Source organism: Variovorax sp. GW821-FHT06D12 (assembly GCF_059419205.1).
Genome location: NZ_JBWKRI010000002.1, coordinates 564,933 through 588,794 on the forward strand (window position 1 = coordinate 564,933; position 23,862 = coordinate 588,794).

Annotated in this window: 22 protein-coding genes; 14 read left to right on the forward strand and 8 right to left on the reverse strand. The window is 64.9% G+C overall.

Annotation, left to right across the window (positions count from 1 at the left end; translation table 11 throughout):
• Positions 1–141 precede the first annotated feature (141 nt).
• The 14 genes from AC07SQ_RS09125 (at position 142) to AC07SQ_RS09190 (ending at position 13,901) form a co-directional block, all read left to right on the forward strand.
• Positions 142–366 carry a Flp family type IVb pilin gene (locus tag AC07SQ_RS09125; RefSeq protein ID WP_308789340.1) on the forward strand — a complete coding sequence of 75 codons (225 nt, stop codon included), beginning with the start codon at positions 142–144 and terminating at the stop codon, positions 364–366.
• A gap of 10 nt (positions 367–376) precedes the next feature.
• On the forward strand, positions 377–874 hold the full coding sequence (locus tag AC07SQ_RS09130; protein ID WP_159279288.1) for an A24 family peptidase: 498 nt from the start codon (positions 377–379) through the stop codon (positions 872–874).
• Positions 875–953: 79 nt separating this feature from the next.
• Positions 954–1,967, forward strand: coding sequence for a Flp pilus assembly protein CpaB (cpaB, locus tag AC07SQ_RS09135; RefSeq protein ID WP_159279289.1), 1,014 nt, complete (start codon positions 954–956; stop codon positions 1,965–1,967).
• 139 nt (positions 1,968–2,106) lie between these two features.
• Entirely contained in the window at positions 2,107–3,396 is a 1,290-nt protein-coding gene (locus tag AC07SQ_RS09140; RefSeq protein ID WP_235926960.1) for a type II and III secretion system protein family protein, read from the forward strand.
• A 37-nt stretch (positions 3,397–3,433) separates the two neighbouring features.
• A complete protein-coding gene (locus tag AC07SQ_RS09145; protein ID WP_159279291.1) occupies positions 3,434–4,720 on the forward strand; it encodes a histidine kinase in 1,287 nt (428 codons plus the stop codon).
• A gap of 4 nt (positions 4,721–4,724) precedes the next feature.
• The gene (locus AC07SQ_RS09150; RefSeq protein ID WP_159279292.1) at positions 4,725–6,038 is read left to right on the forward strand and encodes a TadA family conjugal transfer-associated ATPase; all 1,314 of its coding nucleotides are present in this window, start codon (positions 4,725–4,727) and stop codon (positions 6,036–6,038) included.
• Entirely contained in the window at positions 6,031–7,026 is a 996-nt protein-coding gene (locus AC07SQ_RS09155; RefSeq protein WP_495272070.1) for a type II secretion system F family protein, read from the forward strand. The genes AC07SQ_RS09150 and AC07SQ_RS09155 overlap by 8 nt, the downstream gene beginning before the upstream one ends.
• The gene (locus AC07SQ_RS09160) at positions 7,023–7,979 is read left to right on the forward strand and encodes a type II secretion system F family protein (RefSeq protein ID WP_159279294.1); all 957 of its coding nucleotides are present in this window, start codon (positions 7,023–7,025) and stop codon (positions 7,977–7,979) included. Before AC07SQ_RS09155 ends, AC07SQ_RS09160 begins: the two co-directional genes overlap by 4 nt.
• Positions 7,976–8,833: a tetratricopeptide repeat protein gene (locus tag AC07SQ_RS09165; protein WP_492686564.1), complete on the forward strand. Its 858-nt coding sequence runs from the start codon at positions 7,976–7,978 to the stop codon at positions 8,831–8,833. The genes AC07SQ_RS09160 and AC07SQ_RS09165 overlap by 4 nt, the downstream gene beginning before the upstream one ends.
• A complete protein-coding gene (locus AC07SQ_RS09170) occupies positions 8,830–9,228 on the forward strand; it encodes a DUF3613 domain-containing protein (RefSeq protein ID WP_159279296.1) in 399 nt (132 codons plus the stop codon). The genes AC07SQ_RS09165 and AC07SQ_RS09170 overlap by 4 nt, the downstream gene beginning before the upstream one ends.
• Positions 9,229–9,267: 39 nt before the next feature.
• A complete protein-coding gene (locus AC07SQ_RS09175) occupies positions 9,268–9,750 on the forward strand; it encodes a TadE/TadG family type IV pilus assembly protein (RefSeq protein ID WP_495272069.1) in 483 nt (160 codons plus the stop codon).
• Entirely contained in the window at positions 9,747–10,241 is a 495-nt protein-coding gene (locus AC07SQ_RS09180) for a TadE/TadG family type IV pilus assembly protein (protein ID WP_235926939.1), read from the forward strand. The genes AC07SQ_RS09175 and AC07SQ_RS09180 overlap by 4 nt, the downstream gene beginning before the upstream one ends.
• Before the next feature lie 18 nt (positions 10,242–10,259).
• Positions 10,260–12,452: a TadG family pilus assembly protein gene (locus tag AC07SQ_RS09185; RefSeq protein ID WP_159279298.1), complete on the forward strand. Its 2,193-nt coding sequence runs from the start codon at positions 10,260–10,262 to the stop codon at positions 12,450–12,452.
• A 33-nt stretch (positions 12,453–12,485) separates the two neighbouring features.
• The gene (locus AC07SQ_RS09190; protein WP_495272068.1) at positions 12,486–13,901 is read left to right on the forward strand and encodes a sigma 54-interacting transcriptional regulator; all 1,416 of its coding nucleotides are present in this window, start codon (positions 12,486–12,488) and stop codon (positions 13,899–13,901) included.
• 129 nt (positions 13,902–14,030) lie between these two features.
• Here AC07SQ_RS09190 and AC07SQ_RS09195 read toward each other — a convergent pair whose 3' ends face one another.
• From AC07SQ_RS09195 to AC07SQ_RS09230, 8 genes are all read right to left on the reverse strand, one after another.
• Positions 14,031–15,605, reverse strand: a complete 1,575-nt coding sequence (locus AC07SQ_RS09195) for a TolC family protein (RefSeq protein WP_495272067.1) — start codon at positions 15,603–15,605, stop codon at positions 14,031–14,033.
• Entirely contained in the window at positions 15,602–16,918 is a 1,317-nt protein-coding gene (locus tag AC07SQ_RS09200) for an HlyD family type I secretion periplasmic adaptor subunit (protein WP_095948073.1), read from the reverse strand. The genes AC07SQ_RS09195 and AC07SQ_RS09200 overlap by 4 nt, the downstream gene beginning before the upstream one ends.
• 78 nt (positions 16,919–16,996) lie before the next feature.
• Entirely contained in the window at positions 16,997–18,835 is a 1,839-nt protein-coding gene (locus AC07SQ_RS09205) for a peptidase domain-containing ABC transporter (protein WP_495272066.1), read from the reverse strand.
• A gap of 91 nt (positions 18,836–18,926) precedes the next feature.
• The gene (locus AC07SQ_RS09210) at positions 18,927–19,220 is read right to left on the reverse strand and encodes a hypothetical protein (protein WP_495272065.1); all 294 of its coding nucleotides are present in this window, start codon (positions 19,218–19,220) and stop codon (positions 18,927–18,929) included.
• The gene (locus tag AC07SQ_RS09215; RefSeq protein ID WP_495272064.1) at positions 19,217–22,309 is read right to left on the reverse strand and encodes a glutamate ligase domain-containing protein; all 3,093 of its coding nucleotides are present in this window, start codon (positions 22,307–22,309) and stop codon (positions 19,217–19,219) included. The genes AC07SQ_RS09210 and AC07SQ_RS09215 overlap by 4 nt, the downstream gene beginning before the upstream one ends.
• 111 nt (positions 22,310–22,420) lie before the next feature.
• The gene (locus AC07SQ_RS09220) at positions 22,421–22,918 is read right to left on the reverse strand and encodes an OmpA family protein (RefSeq protein ID WP_062479666.1); all 498 of its coding nucleotides are present in this window, start codon (positions 22,916–22,918) and stop codon (positions 22,421–22,423) included.
• A gap of 89 nt (positions 22,919–23,007) precedes the next feature.
• Positions 23,008–23,523, reverse strand: a complete 516-nt coding sequence (locus tag AC07SQ_RS09225; protein ID WP_495313004.1) for a hypothetical protein — start codon at positions 23,521–23,523, stop codon at positions 23,008–23,010.
• Positions 23,450–23,862, reverse strand: a 413-nt coding sequence (locus AC07SQ_RS09230; RefSeq protein WP_495313005.1) for a hypothetical protein, incomplete at its 5' end; no start/stop codon positions are given. The genes AC07SQ_RS09230 and AC07SQ_RS09225, both read right to left, overlap by 74 nt.

The following is a 23,862-nucleotide window of genomic DNA, read 5'->3' on the forward strand; positions in this document are numbered from 1 at the left end:
TAAGTGACCTTTTCTGCCTCGTTGTGGGGGCCGAACGAGGCTGGCCGCCTTCCTGCTTTACCCCTCCGAGTAGCACATCCGGGACTCGATCCGGTGTGTTTCTCCTGTTGATACACGGAGTTACGCTGTATAACATCCACCGTGCCAGCCTTTGTTAACACTTCCTTTCAGGAGATCACCATGCTTAGTTCTATTACTCGTTTTCTGCGCGATGAAGAGGGTGCTACTGCAATTGAATATGGAATTATTGCGGGGCTGATGGCCACGATTCTTATTGCAGTGTTCGGCACTGGCACGGGCACTGGCGTCGGAAAAGTTCTGAACGATATTTTCCAGTCCATCAAAACCCGCGTCGCCATCGTCTGACAAGGACTTGATGCCTCATTTGTGGCTGTTATGGCTGCTGCTGGTCACGGTTTATGACGCCCGACAACGTCGCGTTCCCAACTGGCTCGTGCTGCTGGGTGCTGCGATCGCGTTGGGTGCTCTCGCCATGAACACACAACCATTCGGCATCAAGTGGCCTGATGCATTGATCGGCGCCACACTGGGGTTCGTCTTTCTGCTTTTTTTTTACGTCGCCGGCCTGATGGGCGCGGGGGACGTGAAATTTGCCGGTGCGTTGGGCCTCTGGGTTGGCTGGCAACCGCTGCTGCCAATCTGGGCTGTCGCCAGCCTGCTGGCCGCCGTCCACGGCATTACCTGGCTGCTTCTCCAGCGCTGGGCCCTGTTTCCCAAGCTTGCCACTTTGCTTTCCGGCAAGCCGCGCAATGCAGACGCCTCGGGCCTCTCAAAGCGAGCACGCCCCATCCCTTATGCGGCCTATCTCGCGTTGGCCGCCACCGTTTGGATGATCTGGGGCCGACAGAGTTAACGGTCGTCATGCCGCCTCGCCGCTGTCGGCCCTCCATCAATCCGTCAAGCGCCTGCTCTCACCTCTTTCCCCATTGCCCATGATTCACCTGACAAAAATCATTGCAGCCGTGCTGGTGCTTCTGGCCATCGCCCTCGGGGGCTATGCATGGGTACTGAGCCGTACGCCAGCCAAGCCCCCTCCCGTCGCTGAGGCATTGGCAACTACATCTACCGCGAAAACACCTTCCGCACCGGTCTATGCCGTGGTCATCGCGGTGAAGCCCATCGCTGCAGGGCAGCCCATCACGGCTGAAGCGCTGCGCGTGGAGCAATTGCCTATCAACCCGACCGGCGCATTCAAGGAGATCGCACCGCTCCTCGGTCGCGTACCGGTGTTCGACCTGGGCGAAGGAACACCGCTGCTTGAAGGCCAGCTGGCTTCCGGCCTTGCGATGCGCGTCGAAGAAGGCGAACGCGCGGTTGCCATTAAGGCTGACGAAGTCATGGGCGTCGGCAACAAGGTGCAGCCCGGGGACTTCGTCGATGTGTTCGTGATGCTCAAGTTCGATGGCAAGGACGTTGACAGGAGTCAGGCCCGCTTGCTGCTGTCGCGCAAGCGAGTGTTGGCATTCGGAAACTCTTCTGTCGACGCCCTTCCCTCCAAGACAGCGGACGGCAATGGCAATCCTGCAGCTGCGCAGCAGCAACGGAACGACGCTGCCCGTACAGCGGTTCTGGCCGTGCCGGTCGAAGACATCAACCGGTTGACGCTGGGCGAATCCACTGGTCGGTTGCTGCTTGCGCTTCGTAATCCGCTCGACACGAACCTGCCCGATCCCTCACTGCTGGCTGTATTACCCGTAGCCCTCCCCCCTCCACCACTCAAGCGCGGCGAGCAACCACGAGGACCACTGGAAGGCCTCGACAGCGCACAGGCGGGCCTTACGGCAGCCGACCTCGTAACTGGCGGCACGGCCGCAGGTCGTCGCCAATCCGAGCCACGTATTTATGCCGCCCCAGCCTCATTGCCACGCCAGGCTGGTAGCGGCGCTCGACCCGGCCTTGAAGTCGAAATGATTCGTGGCGACCGAAGCGAAACACTGCGCTACTGACCGCCCGAGCAACGCCGCCCCAGACATGACCGCCCCTGTCCAAGAAAGAACATCCATGCCGGACCTGCCCTGTGCGACGACGCCATCTGTCACACGACGCCCCGCACCCTTGCGCCCGCTCGTGCTGCGCCATGCTTTGATGGCGCTAGGACTGCTAGCGCCCGCAACTTGGCCCATCGCATCGTCCGCCCCGGGGGTATTGGCTCAAGTGCCGTTCACCGTGACAGCCGGCACCCAACGAGAGCTGCTCATCGATAAAGGCGTCGACCGCATCGCCATCGCCGACGAAACAGTCGCTGGTGTGACCATCACGCGGAAGACCTCAAGTTCGGCCGCGGCGCGCCTCATCGTCACAGGCAAGCTGCCAGGCCGCACCACGCTGATGGTCTGGGAAAAGGGACAGCCTGCAGCCACGACTTACACACTCGATGTGCAGCGACGCATCGCTGCCGTTTCCGGCACAACCAGCAGCGTGCCCGCGTATCAGCAGATGCGCGATGCGGCACTCGCCGTCCAACCGGACAAGACACCCGTCAGTGACCTGGGCACAGTGACTGTGCGCAGCCACACCGTCCAGGTCGCTGTGAAAGTAGTCGAGTTCAACCGCAGCGTGCTCAAACAAGCGGGCCTGAACATCTTCAGCACCAGAACCAACTCCAATGGCTTCAGCTTTGGTGCTTTCGCGCCGGCAACGCTCACCAAATCAAGCTTTGGCCCCGATGGTTCCATCGCCACCGAGGCCAATCAGCCACTGGCGCAGGCCTTCAGTCTGCTGCTCAACTTCCGCAAGGCAGGCATCGGCTTGAACATGGGTTTTCTGGAAGGCAACGGTATGGCTCGTGTCCTTGCGGAACCCACGCTGGTGGCGATGTCGGGACAAAGTGCGAGCTTTCTTTCGGGCGGCGAACTCCCGGTGCCTGTACCACAGGGGCTTGGCTCCACGGCCATCGACTACAAGCCATTCGGCATCGGGCTGACGCTGACACCTACCGTGCTCTCGAACGAGCGCATCGTTCTCAAGGTCGCACCAGAAGCCAGCGACCTCGACTACACCAACTCGTTGAGCATCAATGGTGTGGCAGTACCTGCCATCACCACGCGCCGCGCGGACACCACCGTCGAGTTGGGCGACGGTGAGAGTTTCGTCATTGGTGGCTTGGTGAGCCGCACGACCACATCGAATGCAGACAAGGTGCCTCTCCTAGGCGACCTGCCGATCCTCGGCACTTTCTTCAAGCAGAACAAGTACCAGATGAGCGAGAAAGAGCTAGTCATCGTAGTCACGCCGCATCTCGTCAAGCCGATCGCGCGCGACACCGACCTGACTCCCTATCTTCCCGGCAGCGCTGAGCAGAGGGACGGTGCGGTTTGGCGCTCGATCTTCCTAGGCGGGGCGAGCAATACGCAGGTTCCAGGTTTCTCGCGCTGATGCAACCAGTGCGTGAACCTTACGGCTGACCGGCACCATGAACGCTCCACGCGACAGCATCCCCGAAACAGGCGCAGAGACCTATCTGTTCGCATCAAGCAACAACGGCCACATCACTTGGTTGACCGACGCGCTCGGGCGCCTCGGATCGGTGGTGGTGCTTGCACCCGATGCCCAATCAGTCGATGAGCGCATCACTCTCCTGGGACCTGCGGCGGTGTTCATTGACTTCTCGCCGGACCAGAGCATCTCAGCAAGCCAGCTGCATCAGCGCCTCAAGCGCGACTGGCCAGCCCTGCCCGTGCTGGCCACCGGCGTTTCGGCCGAACCGGCTGCCATGCTCGCGGCGCTGCGTGCAGGTGTCGACGACTTCATCGATATCACCGCGCCGCCGACGGAAGCGGTGAGCACACTGCGCATGCTGCTCGAACGACGCAGCGGCACGCAGAGCAGCACGCGCGGCTGCACGCTGACATTGCTTGGCGCCCGCGCAGGGCTCGGCGTCACCACGCTGGCCACGAGCCTCGCATTGGCACTCAACGACCAATCGGCGGCACAAGCGCCCGCCCGCCCCTCGGGGCGGGCTTCCCGACAAGGTATTGCGTTGCTCGACTTGGGGTTACCCGCCCGTGACGGCCTGCTTTATCTCGACACGCAAAGCGGCTTCAGTTTTGTCGACGGCGTGCGCAACCTGCGCAGGCTCGACCAGACCCTGTTGCACACCGCTGTCGCTCATCACACGAGCGGTGTCGCAGTCCTTCCGTTGCCTTCCAGCCTTGCGCAAGTACGTGAAATCTCGCACGCCGATTCGGTTGCCCTCATCAAGCGCTTGTCTGATTTTTACGATTTCCAGATTGCGGATCTGGGCGGCTTCTCGACGATCGATTTTGTGGCACAGACCGTGCGTGAGGCCCAGCACAACTGGGTCGTGTGCGACCAGAGTATCGGTGCCATTGTGTCCACAGCCACCCTGCTCAAGGAACTGCGCACACGTGGCATCGAAACGGAGCGCCTTGCGCTGGTGGTCAACAAGTTCGACAGCCATGTAGGCCTGTCAGCCAAGGACATCGCCGAGCGCCTGGAGCTTTCGCTTCACCACGTACTGCCTGCCCGAAGCGCTCCTCTTCTGTCTGCTGCCAGCCGCGGCGAGATGCTGATTCGCACCACGCGTAACGACCCCTACTCGCAATCCGTGACAGGGCTGGCCCGCAGCCTGTCCCAGAAATACCTGCCCTCCACGGGCCAATCGCCGGCCAAAGATTCCCGCTGGTTTGCGCTGAAGTCGCAAATTTCGGGGCTCTGGAAGAGTTCAAGTGAAGGTTGAGCCCATGTCCTCCGATATCGAATTTGCCGACGACGACCAGGCGTTCATCAACTCCCAGCAGTTCCAGGACATCAAGAGCTGGACGCACGATCATCTGCTGAGCCGCATCGAAGAGCTGGGCGCGGAGTTCGGCCGCTGGTCGCGCGCATCGATCCAGCAGTTCGTCGAACTGGAGGTCGACAGCTTCGTGCGCCTGCGCCGTGTGCCGATCAACGACCGTGAGATGCAGCTCATCGCCGATGCGCTGACCAAGGAGCTTGCAGGCTTCGGCCCCCTGGAGGATCTACTCAACGATCCCGCGGTTGAAGACATTTTGATCAACGGCCACACGAACGTGTACGTGTCGCGCAACGGCATACTGGAACGCGAGACCTTGCGCTTCGCCGACACCGAGCACGTGATGCGCATCGTTCGTCGCATCCTCGCTCCGTTGGGCCGCCGACTCGACGAAGCCAATCCGATGGTCGATGCACGCCTGCCCGATGGCGGCCGCATCAACGTCATCATTGAACCACTGGCCATCGATGGCCTCTCGGTGTCGATTCGCAAGTTCCGCAAGGAGCCGCTCACACCGGCCGACTTGGTCAAACTCGGCACCTTCGATGCAGGCATGGCGCAATTGCTCGAGATCGCGGTGCGCGCGCGCTGCAACATCCTGGTCAGCGGCGGCACGAGCTCAGGCAAGACCTCGTTGCTCAACGCGCTCGCCAGCTTCATTCCACATGCCGAGCGCGTAATCACCATCGAAGACACCGCCGAACTTTCGCTGGGCCATACGCACGTGGTGCGGCTCGAAAGCAGGCCCGGCGGCTTCGACGGCACTGGCGTTGTATCGATCCGCGACCTGCTTCGCAACAGCCTGCGCATGCGACCTGACCGCATCATCGTCGGCGAAGTGCGTGGCGCCGAAGTCATCGAGATGATGCAGGCGATGAACACGGGCCACGAAGGCTCCATGGGCACCATCCACGCAAGCTCGCCGCGCGAATGCCTCTACCGCCTGGAGATGCTGGCTGGCTTCGCGGGCTACCAGGGTAGCGAGACCAGCCTGCGCCGCCAGATTGCCAACGCCATCGACTTCATCGTGCAGATCGGCCGCCTGTCCAACGGACAGCGACGCATTCTTTCACTCAGCGAAGTCACTGGTGTGAACGACAACGTGGTCGCGATGCAGGAACTGTATCGCTACGAGCCCGTGGTGGCGCCTGATGGCGAAGAGCGCGACCGCTGGGTGTCACTCGGCATAGCACCGCATTCGCCGAAGATCACGCGGTTCCGCCAGACGCTGGCACGAGGATCAGGAGACCGTCGTGCGTGAGGGTCTGCTTGTCGTGGCCTGTATCGCGCTGCTGCTCGCGGCGGCGGGCCTGCTGTTGTGGCAATGGGCCACGACGCGCCAGGCAAGGCAAGCCACCGGTCAGCATCTGCAACAACAGATCCATGCGAGCCTCGCGCCCCAGGCACCAGTGCTCGCACCTTTGCGCGACGCCCCGGCGGCCTCGACGTCTGGGACGCCCTTGTCCGATCCATGGACCGAGGCTGCCACTGCCGAGTCTGCCGCAGTCCCCACTAAAAGCCGCCTTGAGCGGTGGATGCCTTCATCGCTTGAAGGCGTGATCGGCGCGCCAGCAGTCGCGCTCGGCACCATGGCAATCGTTCTGCTCACTGCCATTGCTGCATCGTTAGGCGGCTGGCCGGCAGCGATTGCTTCTCTGTTGTTTCTACTGATTGTTGCCTCTTTTGCAGTATGGCTGCGCCTACAGAAGTTTCGTCGCCAACTCGTGAGCCAACTTCCGGCCTTCATCGATGCCATGGTGCGCCTGATCACCATCGGCAACTCCACACAGGCATCTTTCCAGCTGGCAATCGCCTCGTCACGCGCCCCCTTGCGCGACTACCTCGATCGTGCCGCCGGGCTGGTACGCGCTGGCGTAGATCTGGATCGGGCACTGCTCCAGATGGCTTCGCGGGTGCGCGTAGAGGAAATGTTCCTGCTGGCATCCATTCTTGGCCTTGGCGTTCGTTACGGCGGTCGCGCCGACCTGCTTCTTGAACGCGTTGGAAATTTCATGCGCGACCGTGAACAAGCCGAGCACGAGTTGGTGGCGCTGTCAGCCGAAACACGGCTTTCCGCTTGGATCCTGGGCTTGCTTCCAATATGCGTGGGTGCCGTCATCATCACGCTGAATCCTGCTTACTTTCTGAGGATGTGGCACGACGGTTTCGGGCAGTACATGGTGTTCGGCGCAGTTGCGCTCCAGATCACAGGCGCCATCATGCTCTATCGCCTGGCGAGGTTCGCATGACACTTGTGCCCACTCAACTCGCCACTGCCAGCCTGGTATTTCTGGCCCTCGGTCTGCTCGTTGCAGCGGGTTTGCTCATTGCCGCCGAGCTACGCCGAGCCCGACGAGGTGAAGTTCTGGGGCGCGCCATTCGCCGAAGCGTGGACACGCCCGCCGCGGCGGTCGAGACGGAGCCGGCACTCAATGCATCACCTCGCCCCGAAGTCGAACTCCCGTTTCACTGGCTGGACACCCGCGTCGGTCGCATGCTGGTTGCCGATGAAGACCGCAAGCTGATCGATCAATGCGGTTTCCCATCGTTGAGAGCGCAACTCATTTTTCTGGTCCTGCGCATTGCGATGGCACTGCTCTTGCCTGTCCTCGCTTATTTCGTCTGGGCCGGCGGACAACCTCAACGGCAACTTGTCTCTGTCTTGGCCGGTGCTTTCGTCATAGGGTTTATGGCGCCGAAATGGCTGCTTGCACGACAAGCGGCGAGCCGGCGCGAACGTGTGGGGCGTGAGTTGCCGCTGTTCATCGACCTGCTTCGCCTGTTGCAAGGCGTTGGCCTGAGCCTGGATCAAAGCCTGCAAATCATGGCGACAGATTTCTCGCACGTACTGCGTGTCCTAGGGTTTGAACTGACGCTTGCCAACCGGCAATACAGCCAGGGCCGCACGCGCGAGCACTCGCTGCTCAGGTTGGCAACGCTGCACGACAACGAGAACCTTGCCGGTCTGGTGGCATTGCTCGTGCAAGTCGACCGCCATGGCGGCGCAGTGCAGGAGCCCTTGCGCCAGTTCAGCGACCGGCTCCGGGAGCACCGCCGCGCTGAAATGAAAGAGCGCATCGGAAAAATCACTGTGAAGATGACCGGCGTGATGGTGGTCACGTTGTTGCCGGCGTTGGTCATCGTCACCGCTGGCCCCGGATTTCTCGCCGTCTTCCGCTCTTTGGGAGCCCTTGCCAAATGACCGAACACACTGACCGACCAAGAACCCACCTGCTCGGCTGTGTTGCCATCGTGGCAGCGCTCGCAGCGGGCGGCTGCACCAGCATGAAAGACGCTTATCCGGCTGCCACGGAAGCGCAGCAGCGCCAAGCAGCCGAGGAGAATGTGAACACAAAGGCTAGCGCCAACATCGACACGCAGCCAACCTATCTCCGGTTGGTAGAGCAGATGCAACAGGAGGGCCTCTGGTTTGCCTCGCTCGCGCATATCGATGCACTTGAGCAGCGATGGGGAGTGAGCCCTGAATCCACACGCGCACGCGCCGAAGCCTTGCGCCACGCCGACCAGGCAGCACAGAGCGAAGCTGCCTATCGGCGGCTTCTCGGTACGCCGCTCGATGCATCCGGCTATCGCGGTCTTGGACTATTGGCCGGCGCGCGCGGTGACTACGCCGAAGCTGTTCGCATGCTCAAGCAGGCCGTCCAAAAAACTCCAACTGATGCGCTGCTGCTGAACGACCTCGGGTACGCGAGCCTGCGCGCTGGCCTCATTGCCGACGCGCGACTGCCCCTGATGCAGGCGCTGCAACTCAAACCCGACAACCCGCAGGCGCAGGCCAATCTTGCGATGTACCTCGAGATGACCCAACAACACGAGGAAGCAAGGGCGCTGATGGATGCAAACAAGATCCCAGCGGCAACTCGAGTGATCATTCAAAACGCAGCCCGGCAACTCGGTGTTTCAACACCGAGGCCTTCAGAAATACCAGCAACCGACGTTTCCCTCGCCAGCAACGGCTCGGCCCCACTGGCACTCAAGGCTTCGCGCTCCAGCAATCTGTTCTCGTCCGGCCAGCCCGCAAGAGGTACCCCATGAAGCAATCCCGACTCCATCTCAGCCTGGCACTTCCGACCGCCGCTCTCGCGTTCATGGCGTTCTCACCTACGGTCACGGCACAGGAACCGGTGAACAAAGCAGTGGACCGCCCGCCTGTGTCCGAGGCCCCCCAAACCGTTGAAGCCCAGGCGCCAGCGGTGCCCACAACATCGGTCGGCGAGTCCGAACCGGAATACCGCTCCCTGCAAGTCGGCGACGCAACTCATGACTTGCTAGCGTGGCAACGCGCCGGCGTCATCGCGTCGCCCACGCCTCGCCCCATTCCAGGCGCCATTGCCTACCGCAGCTATGAGCGCTACCTGAAGAGCTTCGAGTACCCGATTCCGGAACACCTGAACTCATCGGTGAAGACGCAATCGGGCGCCGGCAAGTAACGATCCCCGTCCAGCCTTCGCGACTTCCTTGGCACCGTCATGAAACGCCTCATCCTTCGTCCTTCCGCCCGCGGGCAGCGGGGGGTCTATGCGATCGAGTTCTCCATCGTCTTCATCTTTCTGTTCACGATGCTGTATGCGCTGATCTGCTACGGCATCATGTTCACGCTGAGGTTCAGCTTACAGAATGCTGCCGAAGATGGTGCTCGTGCAGCCTTGCGATATCAGACGAGTTGGGCGGCCCGAAAGAACGAAGCCGAACGGGTCGCCCTCGCGCAGGTTCCCGTCAAGCTGCCGGGCGGACCGAACATCCTCGCCCAGCGCTGCCAAGTGCTTCCCTCCGGGGAGGCTGATTGCTCCAGCACGGTGAACTGCACCTCAAGCTGGGAGCAGCGCTGCCAGGTGGTTGTGACCGTCAAGGCCACGGGCATTGCGGAGTTGCTTCCTCCCTTGCCGCTTTTCGTTGTGCCTGACACGCTTGTAGGGCAGGCCAGCATGCTCCTCGACGGAGGATTGCCATGACGCTCGTGCATTGTCCCTCCGCGAAATGCCAACGCGGAATCGCGGCCATCGAGTTTGCATTCGTTTTCATGGCGCTTTTCTTCGTGATCTACGGCATCGCGACGTTCGGCGCCGTGCTCTACACGCAACAGATCATCTCGCGCGCGGCGGAAGACGGTGCACGCGCCGTTCCCATGATCCTGTCGCCGCCGCTCGCGACTGACGATGCTCGGATCGAAGCCACAGTACGCGATTCGCTGGCAGCTGCGCTGATCGCGCCTGTCTCGGCCAACGCATCCCCCGGTAGCAGGCGGAACTGGCTCGCCGACAACACGACGGTGAAAACGGAGCTGACGGGCGCCAGCGGCGGCGGCCCGAATACGACGGCGATCGTGACCGTGACATACCGCTACAGCGCCAATCGCCTGTTGCCGACGCTACCCGTGCTCGACACAAGCCGCTGGATGCCTGACAACCTTCTCAGCCGCGCGACAGTCGCGATTCCGTCCTAGACAGGAGCACTGATCGACATGAATACAACCCTCCATGCGGTGCATCACACAGCACGCGGCAGCCCCACATTGCCTCGCCGATCGGCACTGCGCGGCTCGGTCGTCATCAATGCCACCATCGCACTGGCGCTCGTCGTCGTGATCCTGATCGGTTCCGAGCTCGGCTACCTTTTCTACATGAAGCGGGAACTGCAGAAAGCATCCGACCTCGCCGCGCTGGCTGGCGCCCAAATACTCAAGGCGGACAACTGCGACTTCGCTAAAGGAGTCGCCGCAACGAATGCGGCCAAGAACCTGTCGTTCCTGAAACCGGAGCAATACGATTTCACGGCCGTCTGCGGCCGCTGGGATCCAACAACGCGTCCGCCCCCACAGTATTTCGGTACCGCGAGCGGCACCGAAACGAACAACGCGATCAAAGTGACGATCGAGGGAAGACCCAGCCTGCTCTTCCCGTCGATTCCAGGCAACGACGCTCGCGCTGTTGTCGTGCAATCGCTAGCAACGAAGAGCGAGGCTACAGCGGCGTTCTCTGTCGGCGCTCAACTCCTTCGCACCAATGGGAATGCACCACTGGGGCAAGTACTTAAGGCCGTCGGCTTGGACATCACCAAGCTGACCGTGCTGGACTCCGAAGGCCTCGCCAACGCCAAGGTCACACCCGCTGGCCTCTTGAAGGATCTTGGACTCAAGGTCGATCTCGACGCCGGTGTGCTGACGCCGGAAGCTCTTGCGAAGATCCCGAATGTCTCGGTGGGGCAAATCGTGACCGTGGCATTGAATGCTGTGTCGGGTAACGAGGTTCTGAGCGCATCACTGAAAGCGCTTCAAGCTGAACTGGTCAATGTCGGTCTCGACAAGGTTTCGTTAAGCCTTCTGGTCCCTGATACCGGCGGCAACGGACTTTTGACCGTGAAGGCACCCGACGCCACCAACGCGGCGGCCCTTCTGACGCAAGTCGACCTGGGGAGCATTCTGCGTACCACCATCGGCATTGCGACGGCGAGCAAGCGCGGTGTGGCCATCCAAGATCTGAACCTTCTGGGTGTCGACATCCAGGCAGGCATCGTCGAGCCGCCCTCCATCGGCATCGGCGGGGTCGGCACACGGGCTTACAACGCGCAGGTCCGCCTGTACATCGATATCGATTCGAACAAGCTTCTCGGCGGAATTTTGAATCCGTTGGTCAGTGGCTTGCTGGGGACCCGAGTTCATCTTCCGATCTACCTGGATGCCGTGAGTGGACTGGGTCAGATTTCCAAGCTGGATTGCCTTGCTACGCCTCCAACGGCAACCATCGATGTGACCTCCTATATCTTGAAAGCCTGTGTCGGCAAGGTAGACGATCCCATCGTGCGCTTTTCAACCAAGAACCTCTGCAACGACCCTCTCGTCCTGCAGCCTGAACGATTGATTCAGCTTCTCAACCTTCCCGTTCCAGGGCCCACTACGCTCTCGTTGGACGCATTGACGCAAAAGGACACGTTAAAGCTGGCCGTAGGAGAAACCAAATCCAGCCAAGCCAACGGACTCTCTATCGGAGCGACCCTTTCCAATCTCGTCAACGCGTTGCTCAGCACCTTGAACCAACTCCTCACGCCATCCGCCGGTTCGACCTCTGCTGATCGCGCCAACGCGCTCGCAGACTCATACCTCAATGCGACCAAGAAACCGAACGGGTTCTATGACGCAGACAAAGTGGTGGACCTCCTCAAGAACGGCAGTCCAACATCGCCGAACCTCGGTGACTGGACGCGCAAGGTAATGGTTCAGGATCCTGTGCTCGGGCTTTTTCCCGTTGAGAAGACCATGTCGGTCTGGGATGTTTTGACTCTCCAGACCACGCCTTCTGGTGGCCTGCTCGGGCTGCTCGGCCTTGGTCAGTCTTGCGCTGGTCTTCTCCAGCAGCTCCTGCTTTGGAATACATGCGTCAAGAGCAAGGTGGTCGACGCGCTGAACTCCGCGCCGGCAGATGTGGTTAACCATGCCGCAAGCCAGCTGCCGGGGAGCAACGCCCCGACCGGCAGCACCGGCAATGCCGGACTTCTACAAGCACTACTCAGTCCGGTCATCGCCCTTCTCAAGCCGATCCTCGACGGCATCGGCAGCGTATTGTCTTCGGTACTGAGCAATGTCCTCGGTCTTGAACTGGGTCGCACTGACGTGAAGTTGAATGCGCTGCAGTGCGGTCGAGCACAGTTGGTGTATTGACCGCTCTCTTCCGATATCCGTCTTTCAGTTTTAATGTCATCCCCCTCCAACTTCGACGAACTCGACCTCTTTGTCTGGGAAGGCAAAGCCGACATCCTCGACCGCATTGCGCGGTGCATGGCGAGCTTCGACGTGGAAGTCATCCGGGCCGATGGCCTGCCGCCGCCTCAGCAGGACCGCGGTGTCGCGCTGCGCCCCTCCGTCGCGATCATCAGCGTCACCGTCATCGATGGTGGTGGGCTTCCTCATGCCACAGAGCTGCTGCAAGGCATGCCCGTGATCTGGGTGGCTGCCGCCTCGCGCGAGCGCGACTCGCGCACGTATCCGCCCGAGTACCTTCACGTCCTGCCCTACGACTTCACCTGCGCCGAGTTGCGCACGATGGTGGCCAAGCTGGTGCGCCAGCTGCGTGCGCGCGATGTCGCGCCGCAGGCGCCCGACGTGCTGGTGGCGCATTCCGATGCGATGAAGGGGCTGCTCGCCGAAGTGGGCGCCTTTGCGGACTGCAACCATCCGGTGCTGGTGCGCGGCGAGACTGGCGTGGGCAAGGAGCGCATTGCGCAGCAGCTTCACATCGGCCACCAGCAGTACGGCAAGGGCGCGTTCGTGGCGGTGAACTGCGGCGCGATTCCCGATGGGCTGTTCGAGTCGCTGTTCTTCGGCCACACGAAGGGCTCGTTCACGGGTGCCGTGCACGCGCACCGCGGGTACTTCGAGCAAGCTACCGGGGGCACGTTGTTCCTCGACGAGATCGGTGACTTGCCTCGCTATCAGCAGGTCAAGCTGCTGCGCGTGCTTGAAGACAGCGCGGTCACGCGGCTGGGTGCAACGTCGCCGATCCGTGTCGACTTCCGGCTCGTGGCGGCGACGAACCGCAACCTGCGCGAGATGGTGGCGAGCGGCGAGTTTCGGGCCGACCTGTTCTACCGGCTCGCGGTCATTGAGCTGCATGTGCCGAGCCTCGAAGAGCGCGGCGAGATCGACAAGATCGCGATCTTCAAGGCGCTGCTGGCGAACGTGCTCGGCGACGAGCTCGAGGCCCTGGGCGAAACGCCGCACTGGCTCAGCGATGCGGTGGCCGAAACCTACTTTCCCGGCAACGTGCGGCAGCTGCGCAACCTCGCGGAGCGCGTGGGCGTGATCGCGCGGCAGTTGCACAGCTGGGACCAGAACCTGATCCAGCGCGCGATCGCGCTCACGCGGGGCACGCCAGCACCGGCTGCGCTGGCCACGGACCGCAACGGCACGGGCGTCCTGCTCGATGCGAATGGCGACCGCAAAGGCTGGAACAGCAGCGAGCGCAACCGCATCATCGCGGCGCTCGAGATCAACGACTGGAAGCGCCAGGACACGGCGCAGCACCTGGGCATCAGCCGCAAGGTGCTGTGGGAGAAGATGCGCAAGTACCAGATCCTCGACGGCGAGCCCGGCATCCCCGAAGAAACTTAGCTCGCCCCCAGGCTGCGCGGCACTTCGTGTCCGCTTCTCCTTCCCCCTACCGGGGGCAACACCTGAGGCCCGGCAAAGCCGGTTCCTCGGTGTTTCGCGAAGGGGCTTCGCTGCGCTTGCCTCTGAAGGCTACTGGGTTCCGAGGCGCATCGCCCGGCGCAGCGGCGGGTTCGCAATCGATGCGCCCGGTGCGCGGTCGACCAACGGTTCGCTCGCGCAGGTCGTGTTGCTCGAGATGCACAGCGCGCCCAGCAGGCCGTCTTCGGTCAGCACGTTGCGGCTCGGAGGGCCGAAGATGCGGTCGATCCAGTTATTGGCGCCGATGGGGTCGATGCGCAGTTCGCCGGTGGTGCGTGCCAGGCGCAGTTCCGAAATGCGCAGGTCGAACACGCCGTCGATGTAGTCGAACAGCAGGGTGTAGTAGTCGAGCTGCGCGTCGAGCACCTGGGGCAGGGTCTCGCGGCCGAATTCCATGAGGCGGCGGCGGCCGCGGAAGGCCTGGCCCGAGGTGCTGACGGCTTCCATCAACTGGCGCTCGCGTTCGCGGCCGGCCACGGTGCGAGACCACGACGATGCGGTGAGCTCCATCAGGTTGAGCTTCACGCCCTCCATCTTGGCTTCCTGGTTCGCGACTTCGGCCAGGGCGCCCTTGAGCTTGAGCTGGCGGTCGAAGCCGTTGCCGAAGTTCCAGTTCAATTCAAACGCGGCGCGCGTGGGGTCTTGCGGCGACACGCCGCGCGGGTCCTTGCTCTTCACGACGACGGCGTCGAGCGTGGGGTACAGGCTGGCTTCGGTCTGGTCGACCAGCGCACGCGCACGCGCCACGCGGCCCTGGGCTTCGGCCAGTTCGGTGCTGCGCGCTTCGGCGCGGCGCAGTGCTTCTTCCTGCGAGCCGATGCGCCAGTGCGACGGTGCAGCGAGCACGGGCAGCGATTCAGGCGCGGGCGAGAACTTGAAGTAGTTGCGGAACTTGGCCAGCGCCTCGTCGCGCTGGGCCTCGAAGTCGGACTCGCGCGCAGCCACGAGGGCGCGGCGCGAGGCGGCCATGTTGAGGTCGTTGTCGCCGCTCACACCGAGCGCCACGCGGCGCGCCTCGGCCTTCGACAGGTCGGCCACGACTTCGGTGGCGCGGTGTGCGATCTGCTTTTTCAGGTCGAAGCGCTGCACCTGCAGGTAGGCGGTGAGCGCGTCCAGCACCACTTTCTGCGACGTGGTGGTAACGGCTTCGTCGTCGGCCTGGTTGCCGAATTCGGCCGCGCGCTGCGCCGCGCTCATGGCGCCGCCATCGATCAGGCTCACGCGTGCTTCGGCGGTGAGCACGGTGTAGTTCTCGCTCTTCGCGTCCTTGGCACCGCTGCTGTAGGTGCCCGACGACGTGCCGACCTTGAAGCGCGGGTAGCGCGCCATGCGGGCCGCGTCGACGCCGAAGCTGCTGGTGTTGGCCGCCGCCTGCGCGGTCAGCACTTCGGGGTATTCCTGCGACAGCGCAATGAGCGCCTGCTTCACGCGCTGTGCGTAGCTCGCAGCGCCGAGGGACGGCGGCGACAGGCGGCGCGACAGTGCCAGCGCTGCAGGCGGCCCCTCCTGCTCCGGCGACGGTTGGGCATACGCGGTGGGCGGCAGCGCCATGCTGACGCACAAGGTCGCGCAGAGCACACCCGGGGCGATGCGCGCGCGCCGGCCCGGCAACACGGGCTTGCTCATGGTTCGCGGAAGGCTTCGCGCCGCAGTTTGAGCACAGGCCGCAGGATGTACCAGATGAACGGATCGGTCCCCACGCGCAGGTCGACTTCGGACTCCATGCCGGCGGTGACGCGGTTTTCCGGCCGCCCCACGTGCGACTGCGACATGCTGATGAGCAGGCGGTAGTACGGCGCGCCGCTGGCAATGGCGGCGTCGCGGTCGGCGTCGGCCGCCACGAGCTTGACCTTGCCGTCGACGGCGCCGTAGCGCAGGTAGTCGTAGGCGGTGATCTTCACGCGCGCCTCCTGCCCCACTTCGACAAAGCCGCGGTCGTTCGGGTTGAGGCGCGCCTCGACCATGATCTCGTCCTCGTCGGGCACCACCTCCAGGATGGATTCGCCGGGCTTCACGACCCAGCCGGCGCTGGAGCTGCGCAGGCCCTTCACGATGCCGTCGGCCGGCGCCTTCACCACCGTGCGCGAGCGCTGGGTGCGGGCGCGCGCGAGGTCTTCGCTCAGGCTGGCGAACTGGCGTTCGACGGTGGCCAGTTCGTCCGATGCGCGGCGGCGAAAGCGGCCTTCGGCCTCGGCCATCTTGGCCTGCGCCTCGGTGATGGCGGCCTGCGCCGAGATCACGCCCTGGCGCGCCACGGCGAGTTCGCTGCGCACGCCTTCGGCCTGGCGGCGCTTCTCGAGCACCTCGACCTGGCCGACGAGTTTTTCGCTGAGCAGCTGTTCGGAGATCTCCAGCTCTTTCTGCATCAGCGCAAGCCGGTCGTTCAGGCCTTTGGCCTTGGCCTGCTGTTCGAGCTGCTTGCTGCGCGCCTGCTCCAGGCCCGACACGGCGCCGGCCATGACACCGCGCTGTTCGAGCGCGCGCGCCTGGTAGGCACCGACCTCGCCTTCGAGCACGGCTTCGTCGATGTCGGCATCGAACGAATCGCGCTTGAGCGGCTGGCCGCGGCTCTCGGCAATGAGCCGCACGCGCGTGGCCTGCGTGGCAGCGTAGCGCGCGGTGAGCTCCTCGAAGTTCAGGCCGCTGCCGCCCAGGTCGATCTCGACCAGCGACTGGCCCTGCTTGACCTTGTCGCCTTCTTTCACGAGCACGTTGCTGACGATGCCGCCTTCCAGATGCTGGATCGACTTCACGCGGTCGGAGGGGATCACGCGGCCCGGTGCGACGACGACGGTTTCCATCGGAAAGCCGAGCCCCACCGCCGCCAGCACCGCGACCGCGCCGCCGATGATCCACTGGCGCCGCCGGCCTTGCGGCGTGGTCTGCGCCGCCTGTTTCTCGCTCTCGCCCTGAAGCACCTGCGGCAAGTCTGGTTTCAAAATCCCGTTCCCCTGTCTCTGTCTGTCAGTCGGTCGATCCGTGGCAACCACGAATCACGCATCGCGTGGCCTGCTTGCTCACGCCATCGAGCGCGAGGCGGCCGGGACGCCTGCATTGCTGTTGCTGCTGCCGTCGTCGGTGCTGTCGCCCAGCGCCACCAGCGGCTTCTTCACGCCGAAGAGCTTGGGCACCATGACGGCGGCGGAGCCGATTTCCACGTTGCCCTGGCCGGTGACGTGATAGACGGCGGAGGCCGCCGACACGATGCGCAGCGAGTGCGTGACCACGACCACGGTGCGCACCTTGGCCACCGCGAGCATGGTCGCGAGCAGGTTGCGCTCGCTTTGAAAGTCGAGGTCGTTGCTGGGCTCGTCGAGCACCAGCACCGAGGGCTTGCGCAGGAAGCTCATGGCCAGCGCGAGCTTGCGCCGCTCGCCCACCGAGAAGCCGGTGCCGCCCTCGCCCACCACGGTGCGGTAGCCGTCGGGCAGGCGCGAAATGAAGTCGTGCGCGCCCGAGAGCTTGCAGGCCGCCACGATCTGCTCGTCGCTCTGGCCCGGCGCACCGCGGCGCATGGTGTCGACCAGCGGGCCGCCAAACCAGTACACCTCCTGCGAGAGGTAGCTGATCCAGCGCGACAGCTCTTCGCGGCCGAACTGTGAGAGGTCGTACTCGCCGATGCTCACCACGCCGTGCGTGGGCGTGTACAGGCCCGACAGCAGCTTCACGAGCGTCGACTTGCCCGCGCCGTTGCGCCCGACGATCACATGCAGGCCGCCGGGGCCGATGTCGAGGTCGACGTTTTCGAGCACGGGCTGCGGTGCGTCTTCGGTGAAGCTGAAGCTCACGTCTTTCAGCGTGACGCGGCCCAGCGGCTGCGGCAGCGCCATGCCGGTGGGCGCCTTCTCGACCGGCTCGCCGAGCACGGTTTCCAGGCGCTTGGCGGCTTCCTTGGCGGTGGCCAGCGCGCGCCAGTTCGACACCAGCCCGGCCACCGGCTGCAGCGCCTTCAGCGCGAGCATGTTGGAAGCAACGAGGCCGCCCACCGTCATCCACTGCTGCATGACGGCGATGGCGCCGACGGTGACGACGATCACCGAGAACACGGTGAGCAGCACGGTGGTGCCGTCGCGCGCGGTTTCGATCTGGCCGTTCTTGCCGAAGCTCTCGCTGAGCCAGGCGTTGTAGGTCTGCTGCCAGACCTCGATGGTCGGGCCGTCGTTCGACTGCGCCTTGAGCGTCTCGCGCGCATGGCAGATCTCGGAGGTGATGCGATCCAGGCCGCGCCCGCGCAGCACTTCTTCGACGCGGCCGGCGCGCACTTCGTCGGCCCACCACCAGGCCAGGAACGCCATGATGGCCAGGAAGGCCGCCACCACGGGCAGCACCGGCAGCGCGACGATGCCGATCACGATCAGCGCGAAGATCGCCATCGGCAGGTCGAAGATCGATTGCGCGAGCCCGCCGGTGACGGTGCCGCGCACCGCGCCCACGTCGCGAAAGAACAGCTGCCAGGACGAGGCCGGCCGCGCCTCGAGCGCGCGCAGCGGGCGCCCGAGCATGGAGTGCAGCAGCGCGCCCGACACGCCGTGGTCGACGGTGGCGCCCGCGTTGCGCAGCAGGCGCGAGCGCCGCGTGCGCAACCAGAACTCGATGCACAGGAAGAACAGGATGCCGCTCACCAGCGCGGCGAGCGTGGAGACGCCGCTGCGCGAGAGCACGCGGTCATACACCTGCAGCAGGAAGATCGAAGGCAGCAGCCCGAACAGGCTGATCGGCAGCGACAGCCAGGCCGCGCTCTTGACGAGCGGGTAGGCCGCGCGAAACGCATCGTTCAGCGCACTGGCATACGGACTGGCGCCGGGGACTTCCGGCCTGTCGGCAACCAGCTGGCTGGGCAAGAGGAACTTGATCATGGAAAAAGACCGATCCGTCGGGCAACGACGCCTGCATCATTATCAACTGTTACCCGACTGTTACAAGGCAAAAATTCGCCTCTGACGCCTCTCAGCATCGGTAGGTGCGAACGTGCGCCGGACCGGTCGTTTCCGTACCGCGCGTTCCTTGCGGCGCGGCGTTTTCCCTGAGCGTGCAATTCATCGTTTTGTGGGCATGGCTGTGGGTCGCGGTGCGGCCGGATGAGCCCGGCAGGCCTTCGGCAAAAACGAGGGCGATGTTGGCGCACAGCAGCATGAGCAGCACCCAGGCGCACAGCAGCTGCAGCCAGCCCAGCCACCAGCGCCGCGGGGGTACCTCGCGTTCGGATTCATAGGGGATGTGGACCAATGCGTTCCATCTCATGGCAGTGCTTTCAAGACCCGGGCCAGCCGGGAAAGACCGACACCGGCGGAGCTCTTGGCCAGCACCCAGTCGCCTGGTTGCAGCAGCCCGCCGAGTGCGGTGGAGAGGTCGGACACATCGACAAACCAATGGGAGCGGACCTTGGTGCGGATGCGCGTGTGAAGCGCCCGCATCAAAGGTCCGCACAGGAGCACGCGGTCAGGTTGCGACGCCAGCAACTCGGCCTCCAGATCGAGGTGATGGCGTTGCGCCGCGGGCCCCAGCTCCTGCATGTCGCCCAGGATGGCCACCCGGCGCGCAGGCTCGCAGGGGGCTTGTGACAGCAACTCAAGCGCCGCCCGCATCGAACTCGGGTTGGCGTCGTAGGTTTCATCGATCAGCTTGAAGCTCCCGCCGCCGATGTGAATGGTGTGCAGCGCACCGCGTCCGCCCGGCGGCTCGAAGTGGGCAAAGGGTTCGACGGCGGCGGCCAGCGGCAGGCGCAGCGCCTGCAGCGCGGCCAGCGCGGCCACGGCGCTGGCGCCCATGTGACGGCCCGGCGCATTCAGGCGCAGCTGGAAGGGCTCGCCGGCCACCTCGGCCTGCACCTCGCCGTGGTCGAAGGCGAGCAGGCGCACGTCGGCGTCCTTGTGCTCGCCGTAGGTCACGATCTGCAGCTGGTGCGCCATGGCCGCTTCGGCGAAGGTGGCGAACTCGGGCATGTCGCGGTTGAGCACCACGCGATCGCCCGCGGCCATGGCCTGGAACATGCGGCAATCGAGCCGCGCGGCGGCCTCCGACGGGCCGCGGTGCTTCTGCGACGCGGCCGACAGCCCCGTCACCACGATGAGCGACGGTCGCATCAGCTGCGCCGAGGCCGGCATGTGCGAGGTCCCCATCTCGAGCACCCAGTAGGCGGCATGGCGCGGCATGCAGGTGAGGTTCCACGCGATGCCCGACGGCAGGCTGATGTTGCCTTCGGGCTGCGCCACCTCGCCCCACACGGTGAGCGCGCCGGCCAGCATGGCGGCCACGGTGCTGCTGCCCGCGCCGCTGCCGAGCACGCCGCACACGCGGCCGGTGAACTCGGTGCGCGCGTGGTCGCCCAACTCGAGCACGGCCTGCAGCACGTTGGACACCTGCAGCACGGGCACGCGCTTGTCCAGGTGCGGCTTGGGGTCGGTGCACAGCACGGCCGCGGCCGGCTGCAGCACGCCCTTGAGCGTGACGGCGGCCAGCGGCGTCTTCGAGGGCCGGGCCTGGTGTTCGAACACGACGCGGCCCTTGCGCATGAAGGTGCGCTGGGTCACGCCGGTGGCGCGCCAGCCGTCCTCGGGCTTGACCACCCATTCGCCGCCGGTCACGCGTGCCATCTCGCTGGCCGTCCAGACCGCGCCGTCGTCGCGCACGCCGCCACCACCGCCGCCGGGACCCGCGCCGCCGGGCTGGCTGCGCCGGTCGAGCAGGTAGCGGTGGTAGGCCGCGAAGCCGGTCACGTACTGCTCGACGTCGTCGATGCGCACGCGGAACGAGTGGTGCCGCACGAAGAAGGCGCCGACGACCGTGGACGGCCGGCGGAAGTACATCGCCATCTCGGGCCAGAAGAAACCGTTGAGCAGGTAGTGCGCGCGGTAGTCGAGCGCGCGGTAGAACTTCTCGGTGTCGAGCTCGTCGAGCAGGTGCCGCATGGCGGGCATGCTCTCCAGCCGCTGCAGCATCTGCTGCGCCGCCAGCATGAGGCTGAGCAGCGTGGGAAAGGTGGTCTTGCGGTCGAGCACGAAGTCCAGGTAGCCCGCCACGTTCTGCAGCCCGAAGCGGAAGTAGCGCTCCTGCGGGCTCCACTGCGTGAGCTCGTTCACGCAGCCGCTGAGCCAGTGGTCGTGCGACTGCCAGTGCTGGCTCGCAATGAAGTGGTCGAAGGCTTTCTCGACCGCGGCCAGCCAGCGCGGATCGCGCGTGAGGCCGTACAGGCGCATGAGGCCGAAGGCCGCCTCGCCGTCGTAGAAGATGACGCGCGAGGCCTGCTTGAGCGACAGGTCGGCCGCGTGCAGCACGTGGTCGAAGCGCCCGCTGGCCGGGTCCTGCAGCGCCACGATGCCCAGCGCGAGCTTCTCCAGCAGCGGCAGCCAGTGGCGCGTTTCCATCAGCTCGCAGTAGCGCACGAACATGCGCACGCAGGCCGCGTTGCCGCCCAGGCGGATCTCGCCGCCGGTGTCGACGAGGTAGGCCACCTCGCGGCCGTCGGGCAGCGTGTAGTCGCGGATCAGCGCGTCGGTGAGGTGGTCGATGGCGCGGTCGATGGCCGCGCGCAGCGTGTCGTCGCGCGTGAGCTCCCAGGCCTCGAGCATGGCGTGCACGGTGCCCGCATGGCGCATCGCGTCGTAGGTCGGAATGCGGCGGTCGAAGCACGGAAAGTAGCCGTACACGAACAGGCCGTCGCTCTGCATCTGGCGCGCCAGGTACGACGAGCCGCTGCGCACCAGCTCGAGCACCGCCTGCGGGTTGAGCGCCGGCAGCTGGCGGCGGCCCGCGTCGAGCCCCGTGCCCACGAGCTTGTGCACCACGCCGTCGGGCTGGCAGAACACGCCCACCGTGGCCAGCAGGTACACGGTGCGCTCGGACGACTCTTCCAGCGGCAGCGTGCGCTCGAAGCGCGCCTGCGCATAGACGTCGAAGTTGCGCACGTTCACCACCGAATGCGCGATGGTCGAATCGCCGCACAGCATGGCGTTGGCGTTGAGTTCCTGCTCGGTGAAGGCGAAGCCGAAGTCCTGGTCGAAGGCCAGGCCGAGCCGGAAGTAGTTGCGCTTGACCGCGGTGAGCTGGGTCTTGAACTGCGTCCAGTCCATGGGACTGGCGCCCTCGACCCAGTCGATGCGCAGCCAGGGCGAGACGATGCCGCGCTCGCGCACCCATCGCTCGACGAGGTCGGCGCCTTCGCGCCAGGCGGTCTCGAAGTCGTCGGCCCGCGCATGCACGACGTGCGCACGCTGGGAGCCGTCGCTCACCGAGAAGAAGAGCGTGAAGGCCGGGTACGGGGCAGGCAACGCCGCGCACACGGACACCAGGCGCTCGTGGCAGGCGTGGAGCTGGTCTGAGAAGGACATCATTCGGCCCCGGTCGAATGCGGGCGAAGGCCGGTCGCGTCCGTCATCTGCTCTCGCTTGGATGACGTAATCGCGGACCGGAAACCGCCCGTGAAATCATCGCGTGCTCCCGATTCAGCGGTAGCTGAACTCGGCGCGACGATTGAGCTGATGGCCCTCCTCGGTGGTGGCAAGCGATGCGGGCTTTTCAATGCCCCAGCTGACGGCTTCGATGCGTTCGCCCGGCACGCCCATCTGCGTGAGCATGCGTTGCACGGCCTCGGCGCGGCGCTGGCCGAGCGCGAGGTTGTACTCGCGGCCGCCGCGCAGGTCGGTGTGGCCTTCGATCACGACCCGGCTCGCCGGCCGGTTGCGCATGTAGCCCGCGTGCGCCTCGACGATGCTGCGGTCGCCCGTCCTGACGTCGTATCGGTCGAAGTCGAAGTAGACGATCTTGGCCGGTGTGTTCGGCGGCGGCGGCGGGGGTGCCGGCTCCACCTTGGGCACTTCGCGCACGCTCTTGTTGGAGTAGTAGTAGGTCGCGTCGTCGCGACCGCCCTTGGGAGGCACACCGCAGGCAGCGAGGCTTGCGCCCATTGCCACGAGGGCCAGTATCCGGAAATTCTTGTTCATGACGGTCCTTTCGCGGGACGGGCCGCTGACGGCCCGTCCCTGTCTGCTTGCTATCGAGGTTTCCCTTCCTCCTTCTTCGTGTCCTTGGATCAGCCCAGCAGGCCGTGCAGGATGTTCGTCACGGGTGCCAGGGCACCGCCGGCCGGGCTCTGGTCGAGCAGGCTGGTGATCGGGGTGAGCACGTTGTCGAGCACCGGGGCCACCGTGTGTTCGACGGTGTCCAGCACACCGGTCACGACCGCGGCCACCGGGGCTGCCGGCGTGCCGGCGAGGATGTCGGTCACCGGTTCGACTGCGTTCGTCACCGTTTCGACCACCGTCGAGACCACCGAGCCGGCCGAGCCGTCGAGGATGCTCGTCACCGGTTCCAGGATGCCGGCCACCGGTTCGGCGCCACCCGTCAGGCCGCCGAGCAGGCCGCCCACGAGACCGTCGGCACCGAGCAGGCTGCCGACCAGGCCGTCGTCACCGAGGACGCCGCCGAGCAGACCGCCTTCGCCGCCGCCGAGCACGCCGCCCAGGAGGCCGCCGTCACCGCCGAGGACACCACCGAGCAGGCCGTCGTCGCCCAGCACGCCGTCGAGCAGGCCCGCCGGCGTCGCCACCGGTCACACCGCCGAGGACACCGCCCAGCAGGCCGTCGTCACCGAGGATGCCGTCGAGCAGGCCGCCGGCGTCGCCACCGGTCACACCGCCGAGGACACCGCCCAGCAGGCCGTCGTCACCGAGGATGCCGTCGAGCAGACCGCCAGCGTCGCCACCGGTCACACCGCCGAGGACACCACCGAGCAGGCCGTCGTCGCCGAGGATGCCGCCGAGCAAGCCGCCGTCACCACCGAGGACGCCGCCCAGAAGACCGTCGTCACCCAGCACACCGCCGAGCAGGCCGCCGTCGCCACCGAGGACGCCACCCAGGAGGCCGTCATCACCCAGCACACCGCCGA